This is a genomic window from Celeribacter baekdonensis B30 (assembly GCF_000299875.1).
In the GTDB taxonomy this organism is placed as follows: Bacteria; Pseudomonadota; Alphaproteobacteria; order Rhodobacterales; family Rhodobacteraceae; genus Celeribacter; species Celeribacter baekdonensis_A.
In genome coordinates, this window is sequence record NZ_AMRK01000007.1 from 33,693 (window position 1) to 53,328 (window position 19,636).

At 59.0% G+C, this 19,636-nt stretch carries 19 protein-coding genes; 14 read left to right on the forward strand and 5 right to left on the reverse strand.

Features of this window, described 5'->3' with window-relative positions; all coding sequences use genetic code 11:
* Positions 1-57 precede the first annotated feature (57 nt).
* The 5 genes from B30_RS12845 (at position 58) to nadC (ending at position 5,552) form a co-directional block, all read left to right on the forward strand.
* On the forward strand, positions 58-912 hold the full coding sequence (locus B30_RS12845; protein WP_009572525.1) for a phosphodiesterase: 855 nt from the start codon (positions 58-60) through the stop codon (positions 910-912).
* Positions 912-1,685, forward strand: coding sequence for an HAD-IIA family hydrolase (locus B30_RS12850; RefSeq protein WP_009572526.1), 774 nt, complete (start codon positions 912-914; stop codon positions 1,683-1,685). Before B30_RS12845 ends, B30_RS12850 begins: the two co-directional genes overlap by 1 nt.
* Before the next feature lie 374 nt (positions 1,686-2,059).
* A complete protein-coding gene (gene nadA, locus B30_RS12855) occupies positions 2,060-3,094 on the forward strand; it encodes a quinolinate synthase NadA (protein ID WP_040402520.1) in 1,035 nt (344 codons plus the stop codon).
* A 5-nt stretch (positions 3,095-3,099) separates the two neighbouring features.
* Positions 3,100-4,704: an L-aspartate oxidase gene (locus B30_RS12860; RefSeq protein WP_009572528.1), complete on the forward strand. Its 1,605-nt coding sequence runs from the start codon at positions 3,100-3,102 to the stop codon at positions 4,702-4,704.
* Positions 4,701-5,552 (forward strand): carboxylating nicotinate-nucleotide diphosphorylase, encoded by an 852-nt coding sequence (gene nadC / locus B30_RS12865; protein ID WP_009572529.1) that lies wholly within the window; start codon positions 4,701-4,703, stop codon positions 5,550-5,552. Before B30_RS12860 ends, nadC begins: the two co-directional genes overlap by 4 nt.
* A gap of 155 nt (positions 5,553-5,707) precedes the next feature.
* Here the strand turns inward: nadC and B30_RS12870 are convergent, their stop codons facing one another.
* Complete coding sequence (locus tag B30_RS12870) at positions 5,708-6,118, reverse strand: GFA family protein (protein ID WP_332835019.1); 411 nt, start codon at positions 6,116-6,118, stop codon at positions 5,708-5,710.
* Positions 6,072-7,028 (reverse strand): DMT family transporter, encoded by a 957-nt coding sequence (locus tag B30_RS12875; protein WP_009572531.1) that lies wholly within the window; start codon positions 7,026-7,028, stop codon positions 6,072-6,074. The genes B30_RS12870 and B30_RS12875 overlap by 47 nt, the downstream gene beginning before the upstream one ends.
* A 172-nt stretch (positions 7,029-7,200) precedes the next feature.
* Here B30_RS12875 and B30_RS12880 point away from each other — a divergent pair, with 172 nt between their 5' ends.
* Positions 7,201-7,662, forward strand: coding sequence for an Lrp/AsnC family transcriptional regulator (locus B30_RS12880; RefSeq protein WP_009572532.1), 462 nt, complete (start codon positions 7,201-7,203; stop codon positions 7,660-7,662).
* Between the two features lie 128 nt (positions 7,663-7,790).
* On the opposite strand, the gene B30_RS12885 is transcribed toward B30_RS12880, so the two are convergent.
* Complete coding sequence (locus tag B30_RS12885; RefSeq protein WP_009572533.1) at positions 7,791-9,548, reverse strand: ABC transporter ATP-binding protein; 1,758 nt, start codon at positions 9,546-9,548, stop codon at positions 7,791-7,793.
* A gap of 386 nt (positions 9,549-9,934) precedes the next feature.
* A complete protein-coding gene (locus tag B30_RS12890) occupies positions 9,935-10,729 on the reverse strand; it encodes an IclR family transcriptional regulator (RefSeq protein WP_009572534.1) in 795 nt (264 codons plus the stop codon).
* Between the two features lie 105 nt (positions 10,730-10,834).
* On the opposite strand from B30_RS12890, the gene B30_RS12895 reads away from it, so the two are divergent.
* A complete protein-coding gene (locus tag B30_RS12895; RefSeq protein ID WP_009572535.1) occupies positions 10,835-12,967 on the forward strand; it encodes a malate synthase G in 2,133 nt (710 codons plus the stop codon).
* A gap of 31 nt (positions 12,968-12,998) precedes the next feature.
* A complete protein-coding gene (locus B30_RS12900) occupies positions 12,999-13,421 on the forward strand; it encodes a GlcG/HbpS family heme-binding protein (protein WP_009572536.1) in 423 nt (140 codons plus the stop codon).
* A 513-nt stretch (positions 13,422-13,934) separates the two neighbouring features.
* On the opposite strand, the gene B30_RS12905 is transcribed toward B30_RS12900, so the two are convergent.
* The gene (locus tag B30_RS12905) at positions 13,935-14,354 is read right to left on the reverse strand and encodes an acyl-CoA thioesterase (protein WP_009572537.1); all 420 of its coding nucleotides are present in this window, start codon (positions 14,352-14,354) and stop codon (positions 13,935-13,937) included.
* 388 nt (positions 14,355-14,742) lie between these two features.
* Between B30_RS12905 and B30_RS12910 the strand changes: the two genes are divergently transcribed.
* The 6 genes from B30_RS12910 to B30_RS12935 all read left to right on the forward strand — a co-directional run bounded on the left by B30_RS12910 (position 14,743) and on the right by B30_RS12935 (position 19,624).
* A complete protein-coding gene (locus tag B30_RS12910) occupies positions 14,743-17,025 on the forward strand; it encodes a bifunctional salicylyl-CoA 5-hydroxylase/oxidoreductase (RefSeq protein ID WP_009572538.1) in 2,283 nt (760 codons plus the stop codon).
* Complete coding sequence (locus B30_RS12915; protein WP_009572539.1) at positions 17,022-17,765, forward strand: SDR family NAD(P)-dependent oxidoreductase; 744 nt, start codon at positions 17,022-17,024, stop codon at positions 17,763-17,765. Before B30_RS12910 ends, B30_RS12915 begins: the two co-directional genes overlap by 4 nt.
* Entirely contained in the window at positions 17,762-18,190 is a 429-nt protein-coding gene (locus B30_RS12920; RefSeq protein WP_009572540.1) for an acyl-CoA thioesterase, read from the forward strand. Before B30_RS12915 ends, B30_RS12920 begins: the two co-directional genes overlap by 4 nt.
* A gap of 27 nt (positions 18,191-18,217) precedes the next feature.
* On the forward strand, positions 18,218-18,646 hold the full coding sequence (locus B30_RS12925) for a RidA family protein (RefSeq protein WP_009572541.1): 429 nt from the start codon (positions 18,218-18,220) through the stop codon (positions 18,644-18,646).
* Complete coding sequence (locus B30_RS12930; RefSeq protein WP_009572542.1) at positions 18,639-19,016, forward strand: hotdog domain-containing protein; 378 nt, start codon at positions 18,639-18,641, stop codon at positions 19,014-19,016. Before B30_RS12925 ends, B30_RS12930 begins: the two co-directional genes overlap by 8 nt.
* A gap of 143 nt (positions 19,017-19,159) precedes the next feature.
* Entirely contained in the window at positions 19,160-19,624 is a 465-nt protein-coding gene (locus tag B30_RS12935) for a MarR family winged helix-turn-helix transcriptional regulator (protein ID WP_009572543.1), read from the forward strand.
* Positions 19,625-19,636 lie beyond the last annotated feature (12 nt).

A 19,636-nucleotide genomic window follows, 5' to 3' on the forward strand; every position in this document is an offset into this window, starting at 1 on the left:
TGCTCTCATAGGGCGTGGCGGTCCCCAGCGCCGCGCCGCAGTCCCAAAGGATACACGATGCCCGTTCCCCTCCGTTTCGCCGTTCTCACCGATCTGCATTTCGTCCCCGCAGGTCAGACGATCTACGGTTTTGACCCGCGTGCCAGCCTGAGGCGCGCGCTTGATTTCCTCGACACCCTGCCGCAGGTGGATTTTCTGGTGATCATTGGCGATCTCACCGACCGCGGCGAACAGGCAGCCTATGAGAGCCTGCAAAACGAGCTGTCTCGTCTCAAGGTCCCGGTGATCCTGATGGTCGGCAATCATGACGCCCGTGCGCCGTTTCGCGCAATTTTCCCGAATGCGCCGCGCGACGACAATGGCTTTGTCCAGGGATTGCATGTGTTCGAGCAGGCCAGCCTCATCACCCTCGATACGCTGATTGATGAGGCAGGCGTGCATCATGGTGCGCTCTGTGGCGCACGCCTTGCGTTTCTTGAAGCCGCGCTGCGGGACGCGCCCGCTGACCGGCCTGTTCTGTTGTTCCAACACCACCCGCCGCTGGACCTGTCGATCCCGCCGATGGACGCCATTCGCCTGCGTGATGAGGCGGCCGAACTTGCGACTTTCGCGCGCGCGGGCCGCACCCCCGACCACCTGTTCATGGGGCATGTGCATCGCCCGATCACGGGTCTCTGGCGGGGCATTCCTTTCCACATCCAGCGCGCGCTGATGCATCAGGTCCATCACGAATTTGATCAGCCGGGGCGGATCATGGGGAGCATTGAGGCTCCCGATCTGGCCTATGTCACGGTCGCGGAGGGCACCGTCCTGATCCATGATTGCTCCTTTGCCTACGATGGTCCTGTCTTTGATCTGGAATCTCCAGAAGCCGCCGCCGTGGCAATACCCCAAGACTTGGAACGGTTCTGATGCGGCTCGATCTCTATGATGGCTTTTTGTGTGATCTTGATGGTTGTCTGATTTCCGGCACAACGGTCCTGCCGGGGGCCCGAAGCCTGCTCGACTACGCGGGTGATAGGTTGATGATCCTGAGCAATAATTCCACCGATACGCCTGCAACCCTGTCTGCCCGTCTCAAGCGGCTCGGCCTGATCGCGCCGCCGGAGCGGATCGTGTTGGCGGGCACTTCGGCTCTGGATCATCTGGCGCAGATCGGGAATGTACGTCTCAGACTCTACGCAAATGCGGCTCTGCGCGCCTATGCGCAGGGGTTGGGGTTGTCACTGAACAGCCCTGAACCCACGCATATCTTGCTCACGCGGGACGAAACATTTGGGTACAAAGACCTTTGCGATACGCTTGAGCTTTTGGCAAAAGGCGCGCTGCTGTTTGTCGCCAATCCAGACGAAAGCCACCCCGGTCCCGATGGCACACCCGTACCCGAAACCGGCAGCCTGCTTGCGGCGATTTTAAGCGTTCTGCCGGACCTTCGCTATACCATGATCGGCAAACCGGAAGCGGGGTTATACCGTGCGGCCCTTGCTCGCCTGTCTGGAGATGTGCGCAAAGTTCTTGCCATTGGCGACAACCCAAAGACGGACGCCGCAGGCGCTGCGCGGCTTGGCATGGAGTGCGCTTTGGTTGGGGGGAGTCATGGGACATGGACAGATCTAGAACATCTTCTGGCGGTGGGTCGGACGGCCAGCACGCTCGCAAGACATCGCGTGCGAACGTGCACCTGATCTGAGGGGGCACGAGAGGTCCCGCAAAGTCAAAAGCGACCTCTCTCACAGCGAATGATATTCAAATCAAACCTGCGGCCTGCGCAAACCCGGCTCTGATCGAGCTGTTTCAAAACAGGTGCGCCTATGAAAATCAGGCCAACACCAGTCTCGGCGGGGTGTACGACGAGACATTCTCTCTGATCGCAAGAGCCGCCAATGGGCAGGCTGCATCCGGCTGTGCTAAGGTCAGCTTTCTTTCTCGGAGCTTGCCGTTGGGTTAACCCTGCATTAAACAGCCTGCGTGCCGAAACATGAACCAGCGTCACACTCTGTCACCTCCCGTGCCCGACACGATACGACAAAGGCTTTACATTTTGCTTGATGAAACCGCCATGCGCGCCGAACTCGCCGATCACTATGACCTGACCCCTTCGCTCAGCTGTGCCGAGGAGTTGGCGGATGTCTATGCCAAAATGGACCGGGTGATTTCACCGCCAGACTGGGCCATCTACGCGCCCTATGTCAAAGCTATTCTCGCGCTCAAAAAGCAACGCAACGCCGTGATTTTGGCCCATAACTATATGACGCCTGAGATTTATCACGGTATTGCCGATGTGGTAGGCGACAGTCTGCAACTGGCGATCAAAGCCACGGAGGTCGAGGCGGATGTGATCGTTCAATGCGGTGTGCATTTCATGGCCGAGACCTCGAAAATCCTGAACCCCTCGAAAACGGTGCTGATCCCGGATATGGACGCGGGCTGTTCGCTGGCCGAAAGCATCACCGCCGACGGGATTGCCGAGATGCGGGCCAAATACCCCGGCGCGCCGGTGGTGACCTATGTCAACACCACCGCCGAGGTCAAAGCCGCTTCCGATATCTGTTGTACCTCGTCGAATGCGGCACAGATCGTTGCCGCACAAGACAGCGACACGGTGATCATGACCCCGGATCAATACCTGGCCCAAAACGTCGCCAAACAGGTGCCCAACAAGCGCATCGTCTGGTGGGCAGGGTCCTGCATCGTACATGAACAATACACTGCCAAAGATTTGCGCGACTACCGCGCATGGAATCCCGGCACCCGGATCATCGCCCACCCCGAATGCCCGCCGGATGTGATCGCCGAGGCGGATTTTTCTGGCTCGACCAGTGGCATCATCGACTATGTTCATCGCGAACGGCCCGAAAAGGCCATGCTGGTGACCGAATGTTCGATGGCCTCGAATATCTCGGATGAATTGCCGGATGTGGACTTTGTCGGCCCCTGCAACATGTGCCCCTACATGAAGAAAATCACGCTCGAAAAAGTGCTTTGGTCGCTGCATTCGATGCAGGGTGCGGTTGAGGTTGATCCGGAGATCGCGGCACGGGCACGGGTGTCGGTTGAGCGGATGATCGACCTGTCACGCCGCCTCGTGGTTTAACATAAATGGATGAGCTGAGCACAGGGCGGGTCGTCATTGTCGGGGCAGGGCTAGGCGCGCTTTACGCGGCATTGAAACTTGCGCCACGCCCGGTGTTGATGATCTCACCAGAGGCCTTGGGCGAAGGTGCCAGTTCGGCTTGGGCACAGGGCGGGGTCGCGGCCGCCATGCATGACGCCGACAGTGCCGCAGACCATGCCCGCGACACCGTCCGTGCCGGGGCAGGGACGGTTGATGCCCAAATCGCCACACGGGTCACCGCTGAGGCCCGCGCGCATATCCTTGACCTGACCAAACTGGGCACGCCCTTTGATCGCACGGCTGAAGGCGGATATGTGCTGTCGCGTGAGGCGGCGCATAGTTTTGCCCGCGTGGTCCGGGTGCGCGGAGATCAAGCTGGCGCGGAAATCATGCGTGCTTTGATTGCCGAAGTCCGCGCCACCCCGTCTATTCAGGTGTTAGAAGGGGTGATGGCCACCGGGCTTCAGGCCGAGAATGGCCGCGTCACTGGCCTCGAAATCGCGCGCTGCGACGCGCAGTACGACACGGGGCTCTCGGCATCCTGTCTCTTGCATGGCGCGGCCTATATCATGGCAGGGGGCGGGTCGGGCGGGCTTTATGCCCTGACCACCAATCCACCGCGCATTCGCGGACAGGTGATCGGCATGGCCGCCCGCGCAGGGGCCGTGATCGCCGATGCGGAATTTGTGCAATTTCACCCCACGGCCATGGCCACCGGGGCCGATCCCGCCCCTTTGGCGACCGAAGCGCTGCGCGGAGAAGGTGCGGTTTTGATCAACCGCCATGGTGAACGCTTTATGCTGAGGCTGCATCCCGATGCGGAACTCGCGCCCCGCGACATTGTTGCCCGCGCCATTTATGCCCAGACCCAAGCGGGCCTGTGCCCTGCACTCGACACACGCGATGCCCTTGGCGCCCGTATCCTGACCGACTTTCCGGCTGTGGCCAAGGCCTGTCTTGAGGCCGGGATCGACCCGGTGCGCGACCCGATCCCGGTGGCCGCTGCCGCGCATTACCACATGGGCGGGATCGCCACCGATGAGGCGGGCCGCAGCACGCTTGCGGGCCTGTGGGCCTGTGGCGAAGCGGCCTCGACTGGCTTGCATGGGGCAAACCGACTTGCCTCAAACGGATTGCTTGAGGCTTTGGTCTATGCCCGCCGCTGTGCGGTGGATATTGATGCGACACTCGGGTCTGTCGCGGTTGAAGAGACGCCGATCGTCATTTTGCCGAACTTGGCTGTCGCCCAAGCTCCTGATCCCGCATTGGTGACACGGCTGCGCCGCGCCATGACCGATGGGGCCGGTGTGATCCGGGATGCCGTTGGGTTGTCCCGCACCTTAACCGAAATCGCCGAGATTGAAGCGGCGCAGCCCGATTGTCCCGCTTTGCAGAATATGACGGCCACCGCGACACTGATCGCAGCGGCTGCCCTGTTGCGGGAAGAAAGTCGTGGCGCGCATTGTCGCTCTGACTTCCCCGAGACGAAGGGGGCGACGGGCACCCGTTCATATCTCACGCTTTCCGATGCCCTCACCCTCTCTGACACGCTGACGCAGCGTCCCCATCCAGAACCGGAGTTCCCATGACCGCCATGTCCCCTCTGCCAGACCTGATTTTGGAACCGCTGGTCCGTGCGGCGCTGATGGAAGATCTCGGCACTTATGGCGACATCACCACGCGGACGGTGATTCCGGCGGGGACGCGCTATCGCGCCCGGATACAGGCGCGCGAGGCGGGTGTGGTGTCTGGGATGCAGATCGCGGCCATTGCCTTTCGCTTGGTGGATCCGCAGCTTTGCGTCACGCTTCATACACCGGATGGGACGGCCATCGCAGCAGGCGATCTTTTGATGGAGATTAAGGGAGATGCCGCCTCCATCCTGTCCGCTGAACGGGTCGCGCTCAATTTTGCCGGACGCCTCAGCGGCATTGCCACTCTCACTGCCGCGTTTGTCGCCGAGACCCGCGGCACAACGACCCGCATCACCTGCACCCGCAAAACCACCCCCGGTTTGCGACTTGTTGAAAAACAGGCGGTCTTGCATGGCGGCGGGTTCAACCATCGTTTTTCCCTGTCGGATGCGATCCTGATCAAAGACAATCACATTGCTGCCGCCGGTGGCATTCGCCCGGTTTTACAGGCGGTCAAGGCCAGTGCCTCGCATATGATCCGCACCGAGATCGAAGTGGACCGTCTGGATCAACTGGCCGAGGTGCTCGACGAAGGCGGCGCGGATGTGGTGTTGCTCGACAATATGGACTCGCCGACTCTGCGTGAAGCTGTCGCAATGACTGCTGGCCGGGTGATCCTTGAAGCCTCAGGCAACATGCGGCTGGAGCGCATCGCCGAAGTGGCCGCCACCGGGGTTGGATATATCTCCTCCGGCGCGCTGACTCATTCGGCGCGCACCCTTGATCTGGGGCTGGATTTTTGACGCGATCGCTCAAGAGGGCAAAGTCACGCGGCGCTTAATGACGCCACTGTTCGGCTAGTGGGGCGGGCGTTACAGGCGATGCAGGTCTTCGGAATTGCGTCGTAGCCACCCTTGCCGACCTAATAAAGCAGAATAGACGCGTGTCCTGAAAGCATCTAACCCGCTTCGAAGACATCGGCATCACCGGGCCTTGCATAGTAATCGCCTTTGTCGGCCACAAAAATATGCTTGCCAATACGCAAGGCGGAGGTGTCGTCCAGACACCCCGCGGCGATGCCAATACCGCTTTCGTCGTTCATGCGGTAAAAGAGGCTGGAACCGCATCTGGTGCAGAACCCGCGCTTTGCTGTCTCTGATGACGCGTACCAGTGAAGGCCCGCGTCTTGCGTGAAGGTGAGATCGTCAAACCGGGCGTGTGTCGAGGCCCAGAGGTGACCGCTCGTCCGGCGGCACTGGCTGCAATGGCAAACCGTGACGGTCTCTCGGATGTGGCTCACCTCAAAGGCCACAGCACCGCACTCACATCTGCCCTTTGTCAGTCTCATCTTCCCAGTCATCTGCCACATCCTCTTTTTGCATCAATATCCGTGTTCGGCCGCTACCCTGCCTTCTCTCCCGCAAGATCGTGTCCACGCCGCTCGTGACGATGATTGCCGCACCGACGATTGTCATCATGTCCAAGCGCTCTTGCCAGATGAGCCAACCGAAGAGCGTGGCCCAGAGCAGGCCGGTGTAGTCCAGCGGTGCCACAACAACGGCCGGAGCAAGGCGAAAGGCCTGTGTCATCATCGTCATTCCCGCAGTGCCGAAAGTGGCGATGCCCGCGAACAACCAGAGGTCCCCGGACCGTACCGGCACCCAGCCGAGAGGGACGATCAGCGCGCTCAACAACGCCCCCGCGCCGGTCAGGTAGACGAGCAGCGTCCACACGCTTTCGCGCGCATCGACCCAGCGGGCACTGAGCATGAGCACTGCGTAGACAAGCGCCGTCGCGACAGGGAGCAAAGAGATCCATTGAAAGGTCGCCCCGCCCGGGCGGATGATCACGAGAACCCCGAAGAACCCCGCCAATACGGCCAACCAGCGCCGCCACTCGACTTCCTCGCCAAGGAAAAGCGCCGAAATCAGGGTGATGAAGAAGGGCGCGACAAAGATCAGCGCCGTGGCCTCGGCCAGAGCGAGATGGATGACGCTTGTGAAAAACATCATCGTGGCAGCAACCCAAAGCGCGCCGCGCAGCAAATGTGCAACGGGCCGGTGCGACCTCAGGGCCGATGCGCCACCCATGATCACCGCGATGATCACAGTGAACGGCAAGGCGATCACGTTGCGCAGAAAAAGGATTTGCAGGGGGGAATAGCCGGAGGTCAGCGCCTTTGCGATTGCATCATTGGCGCTCAGACAGGCCACCCCCGCCATCATCAGAAGGAGACCCGTTATATGACGTCTCGGCGCTTTGGCGTGCGCAGTGTTCATTGTCATCCCCCCAAGGCTGTCTGCCCTCGTTGAGGCAAAATCTGCATTGCGATCAACCTCTCCCAATATGATGATTTTATGCAATATTTACGGAATGCATCTTGCTCTATAATCGATAAACCCGCCTATTTTGGCATGATTTAGCTAGATATGGTGAATGAAGGAGGTTTTTATGCACGAGATTGATGAGGCCGACCGGCGTATCCTGCGCGTCATGCAGGCGGATGGGACGCTTTCGGTCACAGAGATCGCCGACCGGGTCGGCCTGTCTCAGTCGCCCTGTTCACGGCGCGTTTCCCGGCTTGTTGAAAACGGGATCATTCTCGGCAAGACGGTCCTTCTCGATCGAAAGAAACTCGGGTTCAACGCAATCGTGCTGGTACGCATCAAGTTGACGTCTCACGGTCGCACGTCCTTTGAACAGTTCCAACAGGCCGTGCTGCGCATCCCCGAAGTGCAGGTGGTTCAACTCATGCTGGGGGACTACGATTTCAACGTGCGCGTGGTGGTGCGCGACATGGATCACTTCCATGCCCTGCTGCAAAACCAGCTCGTGCTGCTTCCCGGGCTTCAGGAAATCCAGAGCTCTGTGTTACTCGATGAGTTGAAATACACGACGCAGCTTCCTCTGTAGGGGCAGGGGCATCGCGCCCGGTTCCCGGTCCAGCGCTTTGCGAGGGCTGTTTTGGAATGGCTGCTCCGTTGACCCCACAGGCGCAATGATGCGGTCAGCCTGAAATGCAATTCAGACTGACCGAAGCGTTATCCGGCCAGCATTTGCCGGGCGCGCAGGGCACGGTAGAGACCGCCCTCATGTGCCATGAGGTCCGGCGGTGTGCCATCTTCAACAATCCGCCCACGATCAAAGACCAAAATGCGGTCCATCCGCTCCACCGTGGCCAAACGGTGGGCAATCACCAAAGTGGTGCGCCCCTCCATCAGCCGCTCTGCGGCCTGCGCCACCTTGGCCTCGGCCTCTGAATCGAGCGAAGATGTTGCCTCATCCATGATCAGGACCGGCGCATTCGACAGGAAAGCCCGCGCGATGGCGACCCGTTGACGCTCCCCACCCGACAGTTTGACACCGCGCTCACCCACCTCCGTACCAAAGCCTTTGGGCAGCCGCTCGATAAAATCGAGTGCCCCCGCGCGTTCGGCGGCGTCCCGGACATCCTGCATCGACGCGCCGGGACGGGCGTAGGCGATGTTCTCGGCCAAGGAGCGGTGAAACAACACAGGCTCTTGCGGGACAAGCGCGATATGTTGGCGCAACACCTCCAAGGGAACGCGCGCGATGTCGACGCCGCCCAGTGTGATCACACCGTCGTTGATCTCGTGAATCCGCTGGATCAGTTTCACGAAGGTGGTTTTGCCCGAGCCAGATCGTCCAACCAGTCCGACTTTCTGGCCCTCTGGAATGGCGACGTCCAGATTGGTAAAAAGCGGCGTTGCAGCCCCGTCGTAGCCATAATCCACATGATTGAACGCCAGTGCCGCAGCACGCGGCGGCAAGGCGGCTTCGGGCTTTTTCGCAACAGAGGTTTCCGGGGTGGCGGCCATCAGCGCCACCAGTTCCTCGGCATCGTTGACGGCCTTTTGCAGCCCGCGCACATGGTTGCCCATCTGGCGCAAATAGCCGTCGAGCATCCCAAGCGCCGAGACCACAAAGGCGATTTCGCCAGCATTGGCCAGATCGCGGCTATAGGCGAAAAGCGCCCCGCCCAGAACGGTTGCCCGCAAGGCCCAGATCGTCATGTCCTGGGACAGGCCTGAAAAGGTGCCGCGCCGCCATGTGCGCCGGCTGCGATGCGCCCATTTGTCCAGAACAAATCCCAACCGGGTGTCTTCGCGCAGCTCGCCTGCGTGGGCGCGCACGACGCCGTTGGAGGTGATCGCATCGGCCAGCGCGCCGGAGACCCGGCTGTCTTGGGCGTTGGCCAAACGGGCCGCGGGCGCCACCCAGAATAACGTCAACGACATCGAAAGAGCCAAAAACACCAGTGCGCCGATCCCGGCGACGAGCCCGACCTCCCAGCGAAACGCCGTCAGCGTGCCGATGGTGCCCAAAAGGATCAACACCGAGGGCAACAGCGCCAACAACAGCAAGTCCGCCATTTCATCCAAGGCCCAAGCACCACGCGTGATTTTACGCACGGTCGATCCGGCAAAGGCGTTTGCGTGCCAGTCGGCGGGGAGCCGCTGAACATGGGCGAACGCCTCGGCTTCGGCCGCGCGCATGGAGGGGATGGTCAGGTCGATGATGCAAAAATAGCTTAGGATTTTGGCCGCAATCGACAGGGCACCAAAGGCCAACAATGCCGCAAAGGCAGGCCATGGCGTGCCTGCCCCGGCAACCGCATCGACGAGGCGCCCTGTAAAAACAGGTACGGACAGATCGGCAGCAGATGAGACCAGGACCAGCGCCAAAATGGCGACGACCTTTCCCCTTTGCCGCATCCAAAGGCGGAAGGTGAACGAGAAAACACGCGCAAATGCGCCGTGAGCAGAAAAATGGAACATGACAGTCTCACAACCTTACGGGCTGTGCCTTGCAAATTGTTTGGAAAGTGGGGTCCAGCGCGGACCAGTAAATCTGTACCTTTGGGCGAAAGCGCCACAGAAGCGTCAGATAAAGGCGTCTCCGAAACCGGAGACCCCCGGGAGGAAGCGATCAGCGATAGTCATGTGCGCCCTCCTGGCAAGGTGTGTCATTGGGGTTGTCTTAATTGGCGGTCACATGGTCCGTCAAGCAAAAGTTAAGTGACAGCCATCGGAGGATGTTTGCGTATTCCGATGAAAAGCTCTTGTTGACTTGGAACCTGATAGATTTCGAACCGAGGCGCGGGTTCACTCGCGATACACATCCTGTCCCGCAGGAGCACGCGTGGCAATTCATTGATCACGTCTCAGGTGGGCAGGGGCCATTCTGCACGTTTTCCGCCAATTTTTTCGGTCAATTCGCTGGCCGCCGTCACGACTCTTCGGGCGACGACCTCCGTCATCTCGCCAGTCAGACGCATCATCATCGCTGACACGGAAATGGCGCAGACCGCATCGCCATCCGGGCCCCAGACAGGGGCCGCGAGGCAGCGCAGGCCGCGCGCATGTTCTTCATTGTCCACGGCGTAACCCTGTGCCCGGATGTGTGTGATCTGATCCATCAGAGCCGACAGGCCGTCAACCGAACGCGGCGTCATTGTGGGGAACCCGTGCCGGTCGCAAAATTCGGCGATCTGGGCATCGGGCCAAGTCGCCAAAAGCGCTTTCCCCATCGCCGAGCAGGTCGCGGGCACCCGTCCGCCGGGGGGAGAAATTGCCCGCATGATCTCGCGGCTCTCCACCTGGCTCAGCGTCACCAGATGCCCGTCGTCGAGATGCCCGAGATTGGCGGTTTCCCGCGTTTCGTCACGCAGCCGTCGCAAATAGGTCAGCGCCGGGGCCACATAGCTTCTCTTCTGGACATAACTGGCGCCTACCGCAAAGGCTTCATGGCCTACATGCCATTTCGACGTGGTTGGCTCGAAATGGGCAAAGCCCGAATGTTCCAAGGTTGTCAAAAGCCGGTGAGTGGTTGAGACGGCCAACCCGGCTTGTACTGCGAGGTCTGACACCCTTTGTCCCTCGGTCGCTGCCCCAAGCCGTTTCAAAAGCCCCAGAGCCCGCGAAACCGCCTGGACACCCCCTGTTTTTTCGCTCGCCATATCTGTCACTGCGATCCTTGTTTTCCATATCGTGGAAAACTCTTTCTAAACAATATCTGCCGTCGGGGAAAGCGCGTACATCAAAAGACAAGAAGGAGATTTGACATGACATCATACGTTGCTCGCCACGGGCTGGACGTGGCCGAACCCCTCGCCACCTTCATCGAAACCGAGGTTCTCGTTCCCGGCGTGTCTGCGGATGCGTTCTGGTCCGGCTATGCCACATTGCTGAAAGACCTGATGCCTGTGAACCGTATGTTGCTTGAGACCCGCGACAGGTTGCAGACCGAGATTGACGCGTGGCACGCGGCCAATACGTTGGGCGATGGCACGGCGTATCGCGCGTTCCTGTCGGAGATCGGCTATCTGCAACCGGAACCGGCCCCTTTCGCTGTCGAAACGCAGAACGTCGATGATGAAATCGCTGCCGTCGCCGGCCCCCAGCTTGTGGTGCCCGTGATGAACGCGCGCTTTGCCCTGAATGCGGCGAATGCGCGCTGGGGCTCGCTTTATGATGCGCTCTACGGCACGGATGCCATCCCCGGCAAGGCAAGCGGCCGCGGATATGATCCGGCACGCGGCGCTCAGGTGATTGCCTGGGCACGGGCACATCTCGACAAGGTGACCCCGCTGAGCGGACAGAGCTGGGCCGATGTCACCGGGTTCACGGTGTCGGACGGGGCTTTGCTCGTCGCCGCAGGTGGCATGGATGTGACGCTTGCCGATCCCGCTCAGTTCGCGGGCTATCGAGACACTGGCAATATTCTCCTCACCGCCAACGGGCTGTTGATTGAGGTCGTGATCAACCGCGACAGTCTGATCGGCAAAACCGATCCCGCCGGCATCGCCGATGTCCGCATCGAAGCCGCGCTGACGGCCATTCAGGACTGTGAAGATTCCGTCGCCGCGGTCGATGCCGAGGACAAATGTGCGGTGTACCGGAATTGGCTGGGTCTGATGACTGGCACATTGACCGAGAGCTTCGACAAGGGAGGGCAGCCGATGACGCGGGCGCTTGCCCCCGATGTCACCTATCATGCGCCGGACGGCGGTTCCGTCACCCACCCCGGACGTGCCCTCATGCTGGTGCGCAATGTCGGCCACCTGATGCTGACCGACGCGGTCCGCATCGACGGTCAGGACACGCCGGAAGGCATCATGGACGCCGTCGTGACGGTGGCCTGCGCCATGCACGATCTGGCCAAGACGGATGGTCCGCGCAATTCGCGCAAAGGCTCGGTCTATGTTGTCAAACCGAAAATGCATGGGCCCGAAGAGGTGGCTTTTGCCAACACGCTTTACAGCCGGGTCGAAGCTCTGCTGGGCCTGCCTGAAAACACCGTGAAGCTTGGCATCATGGATGAAGAGCGTCGGACGTCGGCCAATCTGGCCGCCTGTATCGCGGCGGTGAAAAATCGCTGCGTGTTCATCAACACCGGGTTTCTCGACCGCACTGGCGACGAAATTCACACTTCGATGCAGGCCGGTCCCGTGATCCCGCGCGGCGAGATGGCCGGGTCCGCATGGCTTTCGGCCTATGAGAACGGCAATGTCGATACCGGCCTCGCATGTGGCATGAAAGGTCAGGCGCAGATCGGCAAGGGCATGTGGGCCAAACCCGATGAGATGGCCGAGATGCTCGCCGCCAAGATTGCGCATCCGAAGGCCGGGGCCAACACGGCCTGGGTGCCGTCTCCGACCGCCGCAGTGCTGCACGCCACGCATTACCACGAGGTCGATGTCAGCGCCGTTCAGAGCGAGATCGCGGATCGTCCGCGCGCGCGCCGCGAGGCTTTGCTGATGCCGCCGATCATGCACGGGCGCAACCTGTCACAGGCCGAAATCCGGCACGAGCTTGAGAACGCATGTCAGTCCATTCTGGGCTACGTGGTGCGCTGGGTCGATCAGGGTGTTGGGTGTTCGAAAGTACCTGACATCAATGATGTGGCTCTGATGGAAGACCGTGCGACATTGCGGATTTCCTCACAGTATCTGGCCAACTGGCTGTTGCATGGCCTGTGTTCGAAGGATGACATCGAAGCTGCGTTCCGCTGCATGGCTCCAAAGGTCGATGCGCAAAACGCCGGTGATGCACAGTACACCCCGATGGCCCCCGGTTTCGCGGGCGAAGCCTTTAATGTCGCACGAGCGCTGGTCTTTGACGGAGTCAACCAACCTTCGGGCTATACGGAGCCGCTTCTCCACGCGGCCCGCCGCCGTGTGAAGAACGCCCTGTGACGGTGGGCGCAAAATCAAGGAAGGATACAACATGCTGACGATCAAGAGACTGGACATTCAGGACGCCCGCGTCCTGATCGCCGGGGCGCGGGAAAAAGCCGAGGTGATCGGCGTGCCTATGTGTATCGCAATCACCGATGAGGGCGGCAATCTGATCGCCTTTGAGCGGATGGACGGTGGCAAGGTGACGTCGTCGATCATCGCCATCGACAAAAGCTACACGGCCTCGGGCGCCAAGAAAGCCACACATGAATATGGCGTTGCAAGCCAGCCGGGATCGCCGGCCTACGGCATCGGTTCCGCCATCGGTGGCCGCCTTATGGTGGTGGGTGGCGGCCTGCCTGTCATTGTCGAGGGAGAGGTTGTCGGCGGAATCGGTGTCTCCTCTGGGACTCCGGATCAGGACCGCGCCGTAGCCCAGGCTGGCATCGATGCATTCCTTGCCACTTTGTAAGGTTGCGCATGTGACGTCGACGATGCGGCCTTTCACCGAATGCAACGGTTTCGCGACGTCACACCCCCAACATTAGGGAGTGTATGAGTTTTAATCTCATCGAATAAAACATAACTATCCTTATAGGAATTTTATTTCGCCGAGTGTGTGCGCTACCTTCAAGTGCGACTCCTATTAGAAAACAATGAGTTATCTAATGAGGAAAATGTGCCATGGGAGCCGTTTATACGCAACTGAGTATCTCCAAGCGACGCAAAACGGAACGCTGGAGACACCCGAAGGTCCCTGTCGACGCGATGGCCCGTGTTCCGGATTGGTCGGAATCAACTATCCACCGGGAGATCAACGTCATTTCTGGGCCGCTGACGCTTTCCCTAAAAAACGCCGGGTATTTCGGCCATACTGCCAATTGCAGATGCACCGCCCCCAGAGCCAATAGGAGCGCAGTTCAACTGGCGCTTACACGCGTGAGACGCGGCGCAAATGGAGCAGGAAGACGGCAAACGCCGTTGTTTATGCCGCCAGTTCGGGGTGAAGATATCTCTCCAACCCGGCGCGGCAATCGTCGGGCCAGGGATGGGATTTATGATCCTTGGTCGAGGTCATGACGATGAGTTGCTCGATGGTCCAGATCACGTCCTCTCCGACCGTCACCACCGTATATAAATCAAGAGAGGATTTGCCGATCTTGCGCACATGCACATTGAAATCGAGCACATCCCCGTACACCGCAGGTTTTTTAAATTCGATGGTCATTTTGACACTGGGCAGACCCAAATGGCGGTCAAACATCAGATCCTTCCATGTGACCCCGAAAGAGGCGAACATGGCCTCATTCACATCGACCAACATGGACAGATAGGCCGGGTGATAGGCGATGCCGGTGAGGTCGCAGTCACCAAAACGCATCGGCTTTGAAATCATAAAGGGCATAGGGATTCCTTTCAGTCGGGTGGTCGCAATGGGCATACGCCGCGTATGAAGATGAGCGGCCCGCCAAATTTGCGCCCTCTCTTATTGTTTATGTTTAAAATTTATTACGATGTCAAACACCGGATGAATCGGGTCGGATATGGGCGCTTTATCGGCAGAAATTCTCGAAAGATAGAACCTATAGTTTTGAGAATGAAACCATATATAATCAGAAAGTGAATTATTTAGCATTAAATTTCAATGTTTTAATCAATGCTCACAGGCCACACTTTCGGCGCGTCTGACCCATGTCTTACCTGTTGACAGGCAGATGTGCTCAACTTAACTTTATATTTAAAATATATTGGAGGCGCGAGACCTCAGCCTCCTAAGTCAAAGGATGACAGCAATGAAGATAGCGATTCTCGGCGGTGGCCCCTCCGGTCTGTACTTTGCGATTTCGATGAAGCTGCGCGACCCGAACCATGATCTCACGGTCTATGAGCGCAACCGCTTCGACGACACCTTTGGCTGGGGCGTTGTGCTGTCCGATGAGACCATGTCCAATTTTGAGGACAACGACCCGATTTCCGAAAAAATGATCCGCGACAACTTTGCCTATTGGGATGATGTCAAAACGGTCCGTGGCAACGAGGCGATGACATCAGGCGGTCATGGGTTCTGTGGCATTGGGCGCAAAAAGCTGTTGTTGGTGCTGCAAGAGCGCGCCCGCGCACTTGGCGTCACCTTGCAATACGAGACCGACCTCACCGACGAAAAGATCGCTGACTTGAAAGAGGCCCACGATTTGGTGGTGGCCGCAGACGGGCTCAACTCCAAAACACGCACGATCTATGCGGATAAATTTCAGCCCGACATCGACATGCGCCGGAACCACTTTGTTTGGCTCGGCACGCATCAGAAATTCGACGACGCCTTTACGTTTATTTTTGAGAAAACCGAACACGGCTGGATCTGGGCGCATGCCTATCAATTCGACGATGACACAGCGACGTTCATTGTCGAATGCGGCCCCGAGGTCTTTAAGGCCTTTGGCTTTGACAGGCTCAACCAACAAGACAGCATCGCGCTGTGCGAGAAGATTTTTGCCAAGCATCTTGGTGGCCATGCCTTGATGACCAATGCCAATCACATTCGCGGTTCGGCCTGGATTCAATTCCCGCGCGTCACTTGCGAAAACTGGTATTTTGAAAATGTCGTTTTGCTCGGGGATGCCTCCGCCACAGCGCATTTTTCTATCGGCTCCGGCAGCAAACTTGGGATGGAAAGTGCCATCGCCCTGGCCGATGAACTCAACTCCGGCGCACCGCTGCAGGACGCGCTACAAACCTATCAAGACGAGCGCAAACTCCAGGTGTTGCGCGTCACATCCGCGGCGCGCAATTCGACGGAATGGTTTGAAGAGGTCGAACGCTATCTGACCTTGGACATGATGCAGTTCAACTATTCCCTGCTCACCCGATCGCAACGGATCAGCCACGAAAACCTGCGGTTGCGCGACCCGGAATGGCTGGCCTCGGCCGAAGCCTGGTTCCAGAAAAAAGCGGGGAGCAATTCAAGCCGCAGCCCGATGTTTGCGCCGTTCAAGCTGCGTGAGATGGAGCTGACAAACCGTGTCGTTGTCTCGCCAATGGCACAATACAAGGCCTCTGAAGGCATGCCGACCGACTGGCATTTTGTGCATTACGCGGAGCGCGCCAAAGGTGGGGCCGGGCTGGTGTTCACCGAAATGCTTTGTGTCTCCATGGAGGGACGCATCACCCCCGGTTGCCCGTGTATCGGACCGGACCAAGTCCCTGCTTGGTCGCGCCTGACCGATTTCGTGCATGCGGAAACCCCCGCGAAAATCTGTGCGCAAATCGGCCATGCAGGTCGCAAAGGCTCCACCCGTCTGGCATGGGATGGGATCGACCAACCGCTCACAGAGGGCAATTGGGACCTCCTCTCCGCCTCGGCACTGCCGTTGATGGAGGGCAATGTCGTGCCCAAAGCAATGGATCGCGCTGACATGGATAAGGTCAAAGACCAATTCGTCGCAGCGGTGAAAGCCGCAGCACAGGCCGATTTCGACATGATCGAAATGCACGCAGCCCACGGGTATCTTTTGGCCTCCTTCATCTCGCCCGTGACCAACAAGCGGTCTGATGAGTATGGTGGAAGCCTAGAGAACCGGATGCGGTTCCCGCTTGAAATCTTTCACGCGATGCGCGCGCATTGGCCCGAAGCCAAACCGATGAGCGTACGGATTTCGGCCCATGACTGGATGGGCGACGCGGGCGTTCACCCCGAAGAGGCCGTCGCGATCGCGCAGATGTTCAAAGAGGCCGGAGCCGATGCGATCAACGTCTCCTCTGGCCAGACCGATAAAAAAGAACAGCCGGTCTATGGCCGTATGTTCCAAGTGCCCTTCTCTGATCGGGTGCGCAATGACATCCACGCGCCGACTTTGGTGGCGGGCAATATTTATGAACCGGATCATGTCAATTCGATCCTAATGGCCGGTCGCGCCGATCTTGTTCTTTTGGCCCGTCCGCATCTTGCCGATCCATACTGGACGCTTCATGCGGCCGTGGATCTGTGTGACACGGAGCAACCATGGCCAGCCCCCTATGAAGGTGGGCGCCGTCAGGCCAATCTTCTGGCCGAACGCGCGAAAGCGATGGCGTCATGAGTTTAGACGGGAAAGCGGCCTTTGTGACGGGAGGCGGCTCCGGTGTCGGGGCTGTCATCGCCATGCAACTGGCCCAAGCCGGAGCACAGGTCACGATTTGCGGTCGCCGTCGTGCGCCGCTCGACGCTGTGGCCGCCAGGCACCCGAACATCACGGCAGTTGTCGCGGACATCACCGATGAGGCTGCAATTTCCACGGTCATTGCCAAGGCGGCCCCCGATATTGTCGTGGCCAACGCCGGGGCCTCGGAAAGTGCACCGTTCGCCAAAACCGAATTGGCCGCCTTTGAACGGATGATGACGGTCAACCTCACCGGCACGTTTCTGACGCTGCGCGAAGGGGTCAAGGCGATGCAGGGCAAGCCATGGGGCCGCCTCATTGCCATCGCCTCGACCGCCGGGATCAAAGGCTATCCCTATGTCGCGCCCTATGCGGCGGCAAAGCATGGCGTGATTGGGATGGTCAAATCCGTAGCCCTCGAAGTTGTGCGCAAAGGCATCACGGTCAATGCGATTTGTCCGGGGTTTCTTGACACCGAAATGACCGACCGCTCGATCGCCAATATCGTCGAAAAAACCGGGCGCAGCCCCGAAGAGGCCCGCGCCTCTTTGGAGGCGACCAACCCTATGCACAGACTCGTCCCTCCCGAAGATGTCGCCCGTGCCGTTCTCTGGCTCTGCTCTGAGGGCTCGGATATGGTCACTGGACAATCTATTTCAGTGTCCGGAGGTGAGACATGAGCGAGACCTTTTCCATCCGCCGTCAGGTGGAATTCAATCACTGTGACGCCGCCGGGATCGTGTTCTACCCCCGCTATTTTGAAATGATCTCCTCGCTGACCGAGCGGTTCTTTTCTGATGCGTTGGATTTTAGCTGGGCCTCCATTGGCCTCGCTGAGGGCTACGGCACGCCGATGGGCAATATCGAGGTCCGATTTCACGCGCCCTCTCAGCTTGAAGATTGGTTGGATCTCTCGCTACAGATCGAACGGATCGGCCGGTCCTCTGCGACATTCCTGATCACCTGTGCCTGCGAGGGCGCGCTGCGGTTCACCTGTAAAGCCACGGTGGTTTACGCCAACATCAAGACCGGCGGCTCTGAACCCTGGCCCGAAACACCGCGTGCCAAAATGTCCCGCTATCTCACGGCCTCCTCCCAAAATTGAATGCCAAGATTAAAAGAAAGACGCACCATGACAGCTCTCACACCTCATATGTTCCTCCAGCCCGACGGTTGGGTTCCGGCCAAAGGCTATGCCAACGGTCTTTTGGCCGAAGGCCGGATGGTTTTCACGGGCGGTCTGATCGGGTGGAACGCCCAGCAAGAGTGGGTGCATCTGGATATGCTGGGGCAATTCCGCCAGACGCTCGAAAACATTGTGGCGGTGCTGGAACAGGCCGGTGCAAAGCCCGAGCACCTTGTGCGCCTGACCTGGTACATCACCAACAAAGAAGAATATCTCGACAACCTGCGGGCGTTCGGGGCCGCTTACCGCGAGGTGATTGGACGTCATTTCCCGGCGATGGCCGTTGTTCAGGTCGTGGCCTTGATGGAGGACGCCGCCAAGATCGAGATCGAAGCCACGGCGGTTATTCCCCATGACATTACACCCCATGACTGAGGCGCTTCAACGCCCCGACACGGCCCCCACCCTTGTCACTGTCGCCCCGCACAGCCACGCCACGCCACGCGGGGCGGTCACCGGGGCGTGGATCATGGGTCAGCTGGATGTGGCGGCGGGGCTTGCTGGCCGTAAAATTTCTCAGGGTGATGCCTTGATCCTGTCGATCAAAGAGCTGACCTTTCACGCCGCCCTCGCCGCTGGCGCGGAATTTGCGATCCATGCCGACCTGACACGACGCGGCAACAGTTCCTTTAACCTGTTTCTTTCCGCTTGGGCCGAGCCGGACACGGATTGCACCCTCATTATGAGTGCTGATGTGGTGCTTGTTGCGATTGATGCCGATGGCAAGCCACGGAAACTGAACTAAAAAACATTACAACAGCGTTAGCCGCATAGTCCTGATAAAGAAAAACCCATATGAATTTCATGTGGGTTTTCACTTTACCTGCGCGCCTATAAATTGATACTTAAAACAAGTTTTGTACGATACTTCGAAATGGATAGGTAAAAATGACTGCGCAAGAGACCCACTTGGTTGAGGATGAAATGCTCGCGCGTCAAAGGCTCCGGCTTTGGTTGCAAATGCTCAAGGCCGTGCGCCACGTCGAGGGATCTTTGCGTGAGCGCCTTCGCTCAGGCTATGCCACCACCCTGCCCCGCTTTGACGTCTTGGCCGCTCTTCATTCGGAACCGGAGGGCATGAAAATGAGCGAGCTGTCGCAGCATCTTGTCGTGTCCAATGGCAATGTCACCGGTGTGGTGGATCGGTTGGTGAATGAGGAGCTTGTGGAGCGGCTAACTCTCGAATCAGATCGCCGCGCTTTTCTGGTGCGGATCACCGACAAAGGCCGTGCTTTGATGGATGAAATGACGGCTGAACATCTCAGTTGGATTGACGAAATGTTCACGGATGTATCCGAGTCCGACGCGGCGCGCGGCATTTCCATCATGCTCGACATTCGCCACAAAGGTTAACGTAGCTTCTCG